Annotated in this window: 10 protein-coding genes; 5 read left to right on the top strand and 5 right to left on the bottom strand. The window is 65.7% G+C overall.

All coding sequences use genetic code 11. From position 1 onward, the window contains the following. Positions 1 to 48: 48 nt before the first annotated feature. Both C8J39_RS10435 and C8J39_RS10430 read left to right on the top strand, forming a co-directional pair. Positions 49 to 2214: a TonB-dependent receptor gene (locus tag C8J39_RS10435; RefSeq protein ID WP_120300347.1), complete on the top strand. Its 2166-nt coding sequence runs from the start codon at positions 49 to 51 to the stop codon at positions 2212 to 2214. A 115-nt stretch (positions 2215 to 2329) separates the two neighbouring features. Then, positions 2330 to 3253: a crotonase/enoyl-CoA hydratase family protein gene (locus tag C8J39_RS10430; RefSeq protein ID WP_120300346.1), complete on the top strand. Its 924-nt coding sequence runs from the start codon at positions 2330 to 2332 to the stop codon at positions 3251 to 3253. An 8-nt stretch (positions 3254 to 3261) separates the two neighbouring features. On the opposite strand, the gene C8J39_RS10425 is transcribed toward C8J39_RS10430, so the two are convergent. The 3 genes from C8J39_RS10425 to C8J39_RS10415 form a co-directional block, all read right to left on the bottom strand. Then, complete coding sequence (locus C8J39_RS10425) at positions 3262 to 5220, bottom strand: bifunctional diguanylate cyclase/phosphodiesterase (protein ID WP_165895179.1); 1959 nt, start codon at positions 5218 to 5220, stop codon at positions 3262 to 3264. 166 nt (positions 5221 to 5386) lie between these two features. Next, positions 5387 to 6217 carry an aldo/keto reductase gene (locus tag C8J39_RS10420; RefSeq protein ID WP_120300344.1) on the bottom strand — a complete coding sequence of 277 codons (831 nt, stop codon included), beginning with the start codon at positions 6215 to 6217 and terminating at the stop codon, positions 5387 to 5389. A 34-nt stretch (positions 6218 to 6251) separates the two neighbouring features. Beyond that, positions 6252 to 6836 (bottom strand): glutathione S-transferase family protein, encoded by a 585-nt coding sequence (locus C8J39_RS10415; protein WP_120300343.1) that lies wholly within the window; start codon positions 6834 to 6836, stop codon positions 6252 to 6254. A 107-nt stretch (positions 6837 to 6943) separates the two neighbouring features. Here C8J39_RS10415 and C8J39_RS10410 point away from each other — a divergent pair, with 107 nt between their 5' ends. From C8J39_RS10410 to C8J39_RS10400, 3 genes are all read left to right on the top strand, one after another. After that, entirely contained in the window at positions 6944 to 7747 is an 804-nt protein-coding gene (locus C8J39_RS10410; RefSeq protein ID WP_120300342.1) for a SirB1 family protein, read from the top strand. 81 nt (positions 7748 to 7828) lie between these two features. Beyond that, a complete protein-coding gene (locus C8J39_RS10405; RefSeq protein ID WP_120300341.1) occupies positions 7829 to 8911 on the top strand; it encodes a glycosyltransferase in 1083 nt (360 codons plus the stop codon). Next, positions 8908 to 9990: a glycosyltransferase gene (locus tag C8J39_RS10400; protein ID WP_243649886.1), complete on the top strand. Its 1083-nt coding sequence runs from the start codon at positions 8908 to 8910 to the stop codon at positions 9988 to 9990. The genes C8J39_RS10405 and C8J39_RS10400 overlap by 4 nt, the downstream gene beginning before the upstream one ends. Here the strand turns inward: C8J39_RS10400 and C8J39_RS10395 are convergent. Beyond that, positions 9962 to 10882, bottom strand: coding sequence for a formyl transferase (locus C8J39_RS10395; protein WP_120300340.1), 921 nt, complete (start codon positions 10880 to 10882; stop codon positions 9962 to 9964). The genes C8J39_RS10400 and C8J39_RS10395 overlap by 29 nt on opposite strands. A gap of 64 nt (positions 10883 to 10946) precedes the next feature. After that, positions 10947 to 12170, bottom strand: a complete 1224-nt coding sequence (locus C8J39_RS10390) for a hypothetical protein (protein ID WP_243649884.1) — start codon at positions 12168 to 12170, stop codon at positions 10947 to 10949. Between the last annotated feature and the right edge of the window lie 12 nt (positions 12171 to 12182).

Genomic DNA, 12182 nt, shown 5'->3' with positions numbered 1-12182 from the left:
CGGTCTGCGCTCGAGTCGCTTGCAAGCCAGACCGGGATCTCGATCGGAATGGCGGGCGGATTGCCGGATCTCGTCGTCAAGCGGGTCGACCATTCTGCCGACGTAGCGCAGGCCGTGCGCCGCATGTTGGCCGGAAGCCGGCTGCGCGCGGTGCAGGTCGATGCGACCACGTGGCGGATCGAGGCGATTCCGGCAAAACCACCGCGCGAGCCGGCGCGGCGCGGTGACGCCGCGGGGACGCTGGTGACCGGCGATATCGTCGTCATCGCCAGCAAGCGCGACGAACGGCTGTCCGATCTTCCCGCCTCGATCAGTATCGTCGGTGCACCTACCTTGGGACGGCTGGCGGGACGGCGTGGACTGACGGACGTCATGGCGACGACCGACGGGGCATTTTCTACGAACCTGGGTCCGGGCCGTGACCGGATTTTTCTCCGTGGGGTTGCCGACAGCGCGTTCAACGGCACCAGCCAGTCGCTCGTCAGCCTGTATCTGGACGATGCGCGGATCGGCTATTCGTCACCCGATCCCGACCTGCGGCTCGTCGATGTGGACCGGATCGAGATATTGCGCGGACCGCAGGGCACACTCTACGGCACCGGCGCGCTCGGCGGGGTCGTTCGTGTCGTGACCGCCGCGCCGGACCTGGATCGGCGCGCGGGCGGCGTCGGGATCGAAGGAACGGGAATCAACAACGGTGCAGTCGGTGGCGCGGTCGAGGGGATGCTCAACCTGCCGATCGTCACCGGTACGGTCGCGCTTCGCGCCTCGGGCTGGGTCGAGACGATGCCCGGCTGGATCGACGATACCGGGCGCGATCGGCGCGACGTTAACCGCACGCGGCGGGTCGGTGGCCGTGCCGCGCTGCGCTGGTCGATCGGCGAGGGGTGGTCGGCGACCCTGAGCGGCGTCGCCCAACGCATCGACGCGCGCGACAGCCAATATGCGACCAGTGGCCTGTCGCGCGCCACGCGGATCGCCGAGCCGCAGGACAATGATTTCACATCCGGCGCGCTGACGGTGCGGGGGCCGATCGGCAAGCTCGAGGCGCAGGCCACGACGGCCTATGTCGACCAAGAGTTCGGCAGCACCTATGATGCGAGCATCCTCGCATCGTCGCTCGGCGTGGCATCGCCGGTCGCCTATATCGAGGATCGCTCCGCGCGATTGCTGTCGCAGGAGGTCCGGCTGAGTGACCCGACCGCGCGCCATCCCTGGATCATCGGTGCGACCATCCTGCATTCGACCAGCCTTCTAAAGGGTCGCTTCACGTCGGTCGGCGACGATACCATCGACGCGCGACGCGACGAGGAGGACGTCACGGATCTCGCCGTGTTCACCGAGGGTACGCAGCGCCTCTCGAACGCGCTCGATTTCAAGCTCGGGCTGCGGGCCTTCTCGACGTCGAGCCATCTTGAACAACAGGCACCCGGCCGCGTTCGCGCCAACCGTATCGGCGTTACCCCCAGCGGAACGCTCAGCTGGCATCGCGACGATCTCGGCCTCGTCTGGCTTCGCTATGCCAGCGCCGTGCGTCCCGCGGGTATCAGCCGGACCGCCGATCCGACCAATCTCCGGATCCCCGGCGACGAACTCCAGAGCCTTGAACTCGGCTGGCGCATCCGCATCGCACGTGACCGCCTGGCCTTCCACGGTGCCGTGTTTGGTTCGGCGTGGCAGCATTTGCGCAGCGATACGGTCGGCCCCGACGGACTTCTCGGTACGGTCGATGCGGGCAACGCGGTCAACTACGGCGTCGAACTCGGTGGCGTCCTGAACATGTCCGCGATCACGATCGATTTCGGGACCACGCTGCAACGCGCCCGCCTGACGTCGCCGTCGTCGAACACCGGCCTCGATCGCGACGATCGGCGATTGCCGGTCGTTCCCGACATATCGTCTCGACTGACGGCATCGCGAACGCTCGTCGCGTTCGGCTCGCCCGCGTCGGTTTACGGTGTCGCGCGCTATACCGGTCGCACGCGACTTAGTTTCGATCCGTTGCTGGATCGTCCGGCGGGGAACTACGCGACGATCGACGCCGGCGCGACGATCGACCGCGGGCCGTGGCACTGGTCGATCGCCGTCGACAACCTGCTCGACAGCCGCGGCAACAGTTTCGGCTTCGGCAATCCGTTCACGCTGGCCACTAGGACGCAGACCGTTCCCATCCGGCCGAGGACCATAACCCTGCGCGCCACGATCGGGCTGTGAAGTCTCGAAAGCACGACCAACCACCCCAATTGCCGACCGAATCGCAGCTTGGTTTTCGGATTCCGACGTAACCTTTTCGCGCAGCAGACCGCTGCTTGTAAAAAAGGACGTCGCAATGACCTTCGAACATTCCCCCTCCATACCCTCCGAAAGGCACCAAGAGCTTCACGAGGCGTCGATCCATTCCTTCAGCGCGGTGCTCAGCCGGCGCCCGTTCGAGTTCGTCGACCTGGAAACGCATTTCGACGCCGAACTCGAAACCCTCTGGACCTACATGCGCCAACGCAGCCGGCCGAGCTTCAACCCTGGTTTGCTCGCCGAGTTCACCCAGTGGCAGAACGACATCGCAACCGCGCGGTCGTCGGCTACCATGCCGATCCGGTATGTCGTCCTCGGATCTCGTTTTCCCGGCGTGTTTTCCCTGGGCGGCGACCTCGATCTCTTCTCGGCGCACATCCGCAACGGCGATCGGGAGGCGCTCGTCCGCTACGGCCGTGCATGTGTCCATATCCTGCATCGCAACATGCTGAGCCTCGATCAACCGATCATCACGATCGGGTTGGTGGAAGGCGATGCGCTGGGGGGTGGGTTCGAGGCGCTGTTGTCGTTCAACGTTGTGATCGCCGAACGCGGCACGCATTTCGGCCTGCCCGAAACCAATTTCGGTCTCTTTCCCGGCATGGGCGCGCATTGCTTCCTGTCCCGGCGCCTGGGCGCGGCGCGGGCGGAACAGATGATCCTAAGCGGCCGGTCGTACACCGCCGAAGAACTGTACGAGCTCGGCATCGTCCACGCGCTCGCCGATCCCGGCATGGGCCGCGCCGAAGTCGAGCGCTACATTCGCCAAAACCGCCGTCGGCATAGCGGGCACTGCGCGATCTACGAGGCGTCGAGGTCGGTCAATCCGCTGCCGCTCGGCGAACTCGAAGCCGTCGTCGACCTCTGGGCCGATGCCGCCTTGCGGCTCAGCGAGGCCGACCTGAAACTGATGCGCCGCCTCGTCGGTGCGCAGACGCGGTTGCTGGACAAGGCCGCATAATCAAACGCTCAGGAGCGCCCCAGTGCCTTGACGTCGTCGCCGGCAAGCATGGTCGCGACCATGCTTGCCGGCATCGGATGCGCCAGCAGGAACCCTTGTACCGCATCGCACCGCGTGCGCCGCAGCTGCTCGAGTTGCGCGTGCGTTTCGACGCCCTCCGCTACCGTCCGCATGCCGAGTTTGGCCGCCAGTTCGATCACGGTCTGGACGATCGCCACCGAGGCCGGGCTTTGCTCGAGGTCGGCGATGAAGGAACGATCGATCTTCAAGGTCTGGAAGGGGAACTTGGTCAGGTAGCTGAGCGAGGAGTAACCCGTGCCGAAATCGTCGAGCGTCGTCCGCACGTTCAGCCGATTGATCGCATCCAGTGCCGCCAACGACGCCTCGATATCCTCGAGCAGGACGGATTCCGTCACCTCGAGTTCAAGCCGCTCCGCCGCGAAACCGCTCGCCGCAAGCGCACTCATGATGACCATCGGCAGGTTCGCCGATCGCAGCTGGATCGGCGACAGGTTGACGGCGATAGTCACGTCGGTGGGCCAGCCGCTTGCGATCCGACACGCCTCGCGGATCACCCAACTGCCAATCGCGACGATCAGGCCATTGTCCTCGGCGATCGGAATGAACTCGGCAGGAGAAATCGCGCCATGCCGCTGGTTGGTCCAGCGCAGCAACGTCTCGCAGGAGAGGATGCGGTCGCCGGTCAGGTCGAAGATCGGCTGGAAGACGAGATGGAACTCGCCACGTTCGAGCGCGCCCTGCATTTCCGCGCCGAGGTCGCGCGTCCGCTCGATCTTCTCGTCCATCAACGGTTCGTAGAAGCGCATCTGACCGCGGCCGCTGTCCTTCGCGCGGTAGAGGGCAAGGTCGGCGTTCTTCAGCAACGTGTCGGCATCGGTGCCATCGGGTGGCGCGATCGCGATGCCGAGCGATGCGCCGACGTGCAGCGTGCGCCCGTCGTGATGCACCGGCTGCTCGACCAAGTCGATGATACGCTGGCCGATCGCAGAGGCGTCCGACTGCTGGACCACTTCGCAAATCACCGCGAACTCGTCGCCGCCAAGCCGCGCGACGATCCCGGTCGTGCCGAAGGCGTCGTTCAGCCGCTGGGCCACGCCCGCGAGCAGCGCGTTGCCGGCCAGATGACCGAACGAGTCGTTGATTTCCTTGAACCGGTCGAGATCGAGCCAGTAGATCGCCAGCCGCGTTTCGCTGCGGCCGAGCGCCTGCAAGCGCGCCTCGAACTGTTCGCGGAACGCGGTCCGGTTGGCGACGCCGGTCAGATCGTCGCGACGCGCGATGGCGGCATGATGCTCCGCTAATGCCGCCTTCTCGCGCGAAACGAGTGTCGCCTTCAGGATGACGCCATAGGTCTGCAACGTGATGTCCATCATCGCGACGACGAACAGGACGATCACCAGCGCCAATGCCATCTTGAGCGGCTGCAGCGAGACGATCAGCCCCACCGTCAGCGGCAGCGACGCGAAGCACAGCTGTGACAGGGCGATCCACGGTCGACCGGCGTTGCGACCGGCGATTCCCGCCGCGTACCCGATCGTCGTGGTCACCGCGAGGAGCTGGAGTACGCCGTCGTCGGTATGCACCAGCGTGAGCAGGCCGAACGTACCGAGCAACGCCGAATACCCCAGCGCACCGGATCGATAGAGAAACTCCTGCCGCTTGGCCCAGCTTCCCTTCACGCGATCCGGTGCCGGCCGCCGTTGCCGCCCCAGGGCATCGCCGACCCTGATACCGGCGACGAGCGCGATCGCCACGGCACACGCGATCATCGCCAGGTTTCCGCTGACGTATGCGACGATCCCCATGATGCCGCTGCTGGTCAGTGCACCGATCACCAAGGATTGCGGGGACGCGTAAAGCGACTCCAGCAGCGTCGCACGTACCGAGGCCGCAATCGACTGGTCGGAATGCCGCAGTTGCCTGAGGCGGGAAATCAAGCCACTCATCCGACTATCCTTGGACGGCAAGGGTGTAAAAGAAACGAACAAAATAGCCGGCGTGTCTGTGATCCGTCGCATTTAGTCGGGCGATGCGAACGCGTTAACCAGTTAAGACGACCGCTCAAGCCTTTGCCGTCAGCGTTTTTCTTATGCAGTAACGCTCGACGTCGTCTTACAGCATTTCCAACGGTCCCGCCGTCTTCGGTCGTGGAAATGCGGCATCGAGCGCTGCTACGTCCTCTCTGGATAGCACGAGGTCCGCGGCTACACGGTTCTCCTGCACGTGCGCGACGTTCCCGGCTTTCGGGATCGCGATCACGTCGTCGTTTTGCAGAACCCAGGCCAGCGCGACCTGCGCGGGCGTCGCGCCGATGGTTTCTGCGATGCGAACGAGCGTCCGGTCCGACACGAGCCGGCCCTGCTCGACCGGACTGTACGCCATCACCGGCATGTGCGCTTGGCGAAGCCACGGCAGGAGGTCGTGTTCCGGGCCACGCCGCGTCAGGTTGTACAGGATCTGGTCGGTCGCACAGCCGCCGCCGCCGGCGGCCAGCAGTTCGTCCATGTCGTCCGTATCGAGATTGCTGACGCCCCAATGGCGGATCTTACCCGCCGTCTTGAGCCCCTCCATCGCCTCGACCGTCTCCGCAAGCGGTACCGATCCGCGCCAGTGCAGCAGGTACAGATCAATCCTGTCCGTTTTCAGCCGATCGAGGCTGGCGTCGCAGGCGTGTTCGAGGCGCTTGCGCGATGCGTTCTGGGGATAGGCTTTGCTGACCAGGAATATGTCGTCGCGAACGCCGTCAAGTGCTTCGGCAACAAGGATTTCGGAAGCACCGTCACCGTACATCTCGGCCGTGTCGATCAGCGTCATCCCGAGTTCGACCCCCGACCGTAAAGCCGCGATCTCCGCCTTACGCTCGCTCGCTCGCTCGCCCATCATCCAGGTGCCTTGCCCGAGGGCGGGAACCGTTTCCCCGCCCGGAAGCGTCACGGTCTTCATGGTCTATCCTTCGTACCGGTCCGGTCTTCCGACACTAGATCAGCCCCTCATGCGACATCGCTTTCTGCACCGCCGGACGTGCCTTCATCCACTCGCGCAACGCGACCAATTTCGCCGGCGCGTCGATCTGGTTCTTCGCCGCCCACAACAGCATCACGAACAGATAGCAGTCCGCCACGCTGACGGTGTCCCCGAACAGATAGTCGCCCTCCATCGTATCGGCGAGATAGCCCATCCGCTTGACGATCGTCTCGCTGGCTTTCGCCTTCTCCTCATCGCTCCCGCCCGAGAAGAACGGCTTGAAGCTCTTGTGGATCTCGGTCGAGATGAAGGCGAGCGCCATGAGCAGATGGGTATGCCCCATCGCTCCGCTCGGTTTCAGCGCGCTATCTTGATGCGCGATCCAGTCGAGGATTGCGATATTCTCCGTCAGCGTCTCGCCCGAGTCCAGGGTCAGGGCAGGGACGTATCCCTTCGGGTTGATCTTTGTATAGTCGATGCCGCTCTCGGTCCGCTTGGCCTTGAGATCGACCTTCTCATGCTCGAACGAAAGCCCGGCTTCGTGCAGCGCGATGTGATCTGCGAGGCTGCAAGCGCCGGGGGAATAATAGAGCTTCATCGATGGTCTCCGCGTTGATCTTCCTGAACGCGCAAGCACGCCGATAGCTGCGACGGTCACCCGATCTCCACTATTGCAGCATCGCCGCGCGCACCCATCTCCGGTCGATGAACGACAATTTGATCCGCCTCGGTCTCCTCGACGAGGACGACATCATTCTCGATGAGGCCGCGCTTTCGCTGGCGCTGCTCGATCATCCAGACACCGACCCAATACCCTATCGCGCTCTGATCGACGCCGTGGCGACACGTCTCGAGACGGTCGGCCGAGGCGCCGGTACCGCGGAAGAGCGTGCCGATGTCCTGTCGGAAGTGCTGGGCGAGGAGTTCGGCTTCGTCGGCGACCGGGAAACCTATGACGACCCCGCCAATGCCGACCTGATCCGTGTCATCGACCGGCGCCGCGGCCTGCCGGTAAGCCTGTCCATTCTCTACGTGGGTGCGGCACGCCGGATCGGGTGGACGGCCGACGCGCTGGATGTTCCCGGGCACGTACTGGTGATGGTCGGGGCCGAAGCCGCCCCCGTCATCGTCGATCCGTTTCGGGGCGGGATGCGCGTCGATCGTGAGGCGCTGACAGCCTTGGTGCTCGCGTCGAACAGCGGGCCTGCCGCCGCGGTTAACCACATCGCGACGATGCCGAACCGCGCAATCCTGGTGCGGCTGCTACTGAACCAGGCGACACGCGCCGAGCAGGCGGGGCATGGCCGACGCGCGCTGGAACTGTACACGCGGATGACTCTGATGGCGCCCGCCTACGGTCACGCATGGTGGGAGCGTGCGCGGCTGGAACTGGTCGACGGCGACGTGACAGCGGCGCGGGGCAGCTTGAGCGCGATGCTGGAGATCACCCGCGACCCCGAACTGCGGCGGCGGGTGACGGATACGCTGGGGTCTCTGCCTCCAGCCTAGCCCTCCTCTTTCGTGTCGGCCGACGGGGTCCGGACTAACAAAGCTTGGCGTCGGCGCGCTGTCGGCGCTAACCGCGCGGGAATGGCCGCGCCGTCGATCCTCGTTGTCCTTCATGATTTCGCGCTGGGTGGCACCGAACGCGTGGCCGTGCGTCTAGCCGAGGCGTGGGCGAAGCAGGGCGTCGCGGTCACGATCTTTGCTGGTTCGGATGCCGGGCCACTTCGCCCGTTGGCCGGCGAAGCGGTCGAGATCGTCGTTGCAGAGCCTTCGATCCCACGCGGATCGGGCTCGCGCAGGCGATTGGCGCAGGCCGCGCGCACGTTCGTCGATCAGCATCGGTTCGACGGCCTCTTCATCCCCGGTAATTTCCATTGGCCGGTCGCCGCCGCGCTGGCTGGATCGGGCATACCCGTGGTCGCGCAGGTCAGTGCAGCGCTCGACAAGCCGCAGCGCGGTCGGCTGCGGCAATGGGCGTTCGAGGTTCGGATGCGACACCTCCTCCGCGGGGTGCAGGCAGTGGTTGCGCTGTCGGACGTCGCGCGCGATCAGGCCGACCGGATCCTGCGCCGCCTCGTGACGACGACGATTGCGTTGCCCGCACTGAGCGACGACGCTGCGCCGCCATTGCCAATCCCCGAAACGAAGCCGCCGGTCATACTCGCCGCGGGGCGACTGGTCCCCGAAAAGGGGTTCGCGCGATTGATCGATGCCTTTGCACGACTGCCCGTTGGCGCAGCGCAGCTTGTCATCGTCGGGGACGGCCCGGAGGCGGAGGCATTGCGCCGGCAGAGCGAGACGCTCGGGCTCGCCGATCGGGTAAAGCTCGTAGGCTATGTCGCGGACATCCGGCCATGGCTCGATGCCGCGCGGCTGTTCGTGCTGGCGTCCGATTTCGAAGGCTATCCGGCGGTGCTGGTCGAAGCGTTGGCAGCGGGGCGGCCGGTGGTCGCGACCGACTGTACCCCGGCGACACGACTGCTCGATGCGCCGGGCGCGGGCATGGTCGTGCCGCTGGACGACAGCGAGGCGTTGGCGCGCGCGATTTCTGCGATGCTTGCGCAGTCTCCGCCGGATCCGGAGGCACTGGCGGCGTTGGTCGCGCATCATCGGATCGGCGCGGCTGCGGCTGCGTACCTCGATCTGTTTGCAGGATTGCGCCCGTGAGCACGCGCCAGATGCGGATCGCGTATGTGATCAATTCGGTCGAGGGCGGCGGGGCTGCGTCTCCCGTGCCCGCGGTGCTCGGCGTCTTGCGCGACGGCGGTGCCGAGGTGGCGGTGTTCGCGCTGACCGCACGCGACCGGCGCGGCGAGACCGCGATGCGGGCCGCCGGGCTAGACGTGCATGTCCGCGATGGCGGTGAGACCGATCACGCGGCCGCACTCCGCTGGCTCGACGCGACCCTCAAGGTCTGGGCTCCGACGCATCTCTGGACCTCGCTCACCCGCGCGACCCTGCTCGGGCAGATCGTCGGCCTGAAGCGAGATTGGCCGGTCGTCAGCTGGCAGCACGCCGCCTTCCTCAAGCCAGCCAACCGCGTTTTATTACGCGCGATGCAACGGCTGTCGCGGCTGTGGGTCGGCGACTCCACCGCGGTGACGCGACTGACCGCGGAACGACTTCACGTTCCCCCCGAGCGCCTAGTCCAATGGTCGATCTTCCGCGCGGATCCCGAAGCGCTCCAGGCGACGCCATGGCAGCCGGGCCAGTCCGTTCGGATCGGTAGCCTCGGCCGTCTGCACCGCGTGAAGGGCTATGACGTACTGGTCGAAGCGCTGGCGCTGCTCGATACGTCGACATCGTACGAGATGGTGATCGCGGGGGACGGCGCAGAACGGGACGCTCTCGAAACTCGCGCGAACACTCTCGGCATAAAGACGCTGCGGTTCGCAGGCTATTCGGCTGACCCCGCGGCATTCCTGGCAAGCTGCCATCTCTACGTCCAGCCATCGCGCTCCGAAGGCCTTTGCGTTGCTGCGCACGAGGCGATGCAGGCGGGCCTCCCCGTGATTGCTTCGGCGGTCGGCGAACTCCCCGGCAGCATCGTCGAAGGCGAGACCGGCTTTACCGTCCCACCGGGCGATCCGGTGGCGCTAGCCGCCGCGTTGTCGCGCGCGCTCGCCGACCCGGCGCAACTGACCCTGATGGGGCAAGCGGGTCGCGACCGCGTTCTCGCAACATTCGGGCCGGACCGGTTCGCCGCGACCGGCCTCGCTATCCTCGAACGGATGCGCGCCTTTTAGGACGCAGTTTCTTCGCCTCGCGTACTGCCTCGATCGAGAGTCCATGGAGCGACAATTCGGTGCGCTTCATATCGACCAGCGTCACCGGCCCCGCCGTCGACAGCGTGTGCAACCCCTCGACGAACGGCGCGGACGAGGCCGGCGGGACCATCGCGTCACCCACCTCGGCCTCGAACCGATCGGGCGTCAAGACCGTCATCGTCAGCGGGCGGATCGCGCCACCATAGGTCCGGCTGCAATCCTGCACCGGCAGCACGATCCGACCATCGATCACCAGCGGCATCCCGCCCGGTCGTGCGCTCGCGACATCGACCCGCACCGGGTTCATCGGGTGCGGCGTCCACGGTCCCGCCAGCCGGTCCGCATAGGCGACGTGCAGCGCGCTCATCTTGTCCGGCTCGCGGTCGGCCGACGTGTAGAACAGCCACCACCGCCCGCCGTGGAACACCGGCGTAGCATCGACCGCGACATGATCGAGTTCGATGATCTGCGCCGGCTCCCACCGGGTCGGGAAGTCGACCGCGCGGTACAGCGTCAGCCGGTTCGAGCGATGCGCCTCGGGCAGCATCCACGTCTCGCCTTCCGCCTCGAACACGAGTGGGTAGGACAAATGCCAGGCCTCGTTCAGCACCGGCTGACGGTCGACCAGGCGGAAGTCGGCGTCATAGACCAGCACTTCAATCGCGCCGATCCGGACACGGTAGTCGTAAGTCTCGACGAACACGTACAGCCGCCCGTCGCGCCATAGCCCGAACGGGTCGGCGAGAAACTGGAAGCTGCCCATCGGCGGCAGCCACATCAGGGGGAACCCCTGGATCGAGCCGCGCGCGACGATCGCTTCGGCAGTCGCCATCACGATCGCGGGGCGCCAGATATCCTTGCGTAGAGCCACGGTGGTCGATCGATCCCAAACGCCGCGCCCGACAGGGGCGCCGCGCGGGCCTTCTCGCGGCGGATCAGGCTACGCGCAACCCCTGCAATCCGGTTGCCGTCTCCAGTTCGCGCTCGGGCAGGACTGCCGGGACGGTATCGCCGAGCACGCTCATCACCGCGCGCGCCGCACGCACGGCGGAACGTTCCGCGGTCAGTTCGAAGCTGCGCTGGAACAGCGCGCGCTGGACCGGACGATAGCGGTCGTGCTGCGCCACGGCTCGGTCGAGCGCGGCACCAAGGTCGTCGGTGCCGGTGACGATTTCGCCCGCCTGCCAATGCGCATAGTTCGCATCGCCGTCCCACGCCGTCGCATGCGCATCAAGGAAGAGGCACGGCCGCGGCGTGTGGAGGAACTCGTACACCTGGCTGCTGACGTCGCCGAGATAGATGTCCGCCGCCGCCGTGTAGGTCATGTCGGTCGACGCGGCCGATCCGAGATCGACATGGATGTTCGGCGCATTGAGAAACCGCTGCTCGATCACGCCGGCGCGGTCGATTCGGAACTTGTCGATCGTCAGCACGAACTTGCGGTGGAACAGCATGACGTGCGGCGCGAAGATCAGATTGTAGCGATCGTCACGCAGGAAATGCTCAAGCACCGCGCGGCCCTGCTCGTACCAGGACGACAGATGCGGCGACGGATGCGGGTTGTAGAGCACGGTGGGTTTACCATTCGCCTGGAACGGCAGGCGCGGCGCGGGCTCGGGCATCAGGTCGAACTTGGGATAGCCGATCAGGCTCATCTTGTTGAACGGCACCCCGGCCTCGCGGTGGAGGCGCTGGCGAATCTTGCTGCCCGAGACGAGGACGTGATCGAACGTCGCGCTGTGCTTGTTGAAGCCGATCGCGCGGTCGCCCGCACCGTGGCGCGTATGGATGATCTTGAGATCGTCGAGGCCATAGCGCGTCTTGAGCAGTAACGAGGTCTTCTCGGCGACCACCAGCGCATCGAGCGACCGGAAGAAATCGAGATTGTCGCGGTAGATACCGATCTTGGTCACCGGCAGTGCCCATTCGAGCGCGCCGGATAGCGCACGCGTCAATGCGCTACGTAGGCCTAGTTCGACCAAGGGCACGGTAACGCCGAGCCGCGCGCACAGGCGCCGCACTTCGTCGGTCAGCCGTGCGTTGGTGGTCGCGACGACGATCTCCGCATCGGGATAGCCCTCCGCCATTGCCAGCGCGGTCGGGAGGGCGTGCGCGACCTGATGAACCTGGTCGTGATTGAACAGAAAACCGATCTTCATGGCCGGTAGACG

This window comes from Sphingomonas sp. PP-CC-1A-547 (assembly GCF_003610375.1).
Classification (GTDB): domain Bacteria; phylum Pseudomonadota; class Alphaproteobacteria; order Sphingomonadales; family Sphingomonadaceae; genus Sphingomonas.
The sequence above is the reverse complement of the archived record's forward strand: the minus strand, read 5'-3'. Positions and strand labels throughout refer to the sequence as shown.

What these genes read in the sequence shown, in the direction of transcription:
- C8J39_RS10435 (WP_120300347.1), top strand. Translation starts at nt 49, where the DNA reads ATGGCGGGCGGATTGCCGGATCTCGTCGTCAAGCGGGTCGACCATTCT.
- C8J39_RS10430 (WP_120300346.1), top strand. Translation starts at nt 2,330, where the DNA reads ATGACCTTCGAACATTCCCCCTCCATACCCTCCGAAAGGCACCAAGAG.
- C8J39_RS10425 (WP_165895179.1), bottom strand. Translation starts at nt 5,220, where the DNA reads ATGAGTGGCTTGATTTCCCGCCTCAGGCAACTGCGGCATTCCGACCAG.
- C8J39_RS10420 (WP_120300344.1), bottom strand. Translation starts at nt 6,217, where the DNA reads ATGAAGACCGTGACGCTTCCGGGCGGGGAAACGGTTCCCGCCCTCGGG.
- C8J39_RS10415 (WP_120300343.1), bottom strand. Translation starts at nt 6,836, where the DNA reads ATGAAGCTCTATTATTCCCCCGGCGCTTGCAGCCTCGCAGATCACATC.
- C8J39_RS10410 (WP_120300342.1), top strand. Translation starts at nt 6,944, where the DNA reads ATGAACGACAATTTGATCCGCCTCGGTCTCCTCGACGAGGACGACATC.
- C8J39_RS10405 (WP_120300341.1), top strand. Translation starts at nt 7,829, where the DNA reads ATGGCCGCGCCGTCGATCCTCGTTGTCCTTCATGATTTCGCGCTGGGT.
- C8J39_RS10390 (WP_243649884.1), bottom strand. Translation starts at nt 12,170, where the DNA reads ATGAAGATCGGTTTTCTGTTCAATCACGACCAGGTTCATCAGGTCGCG.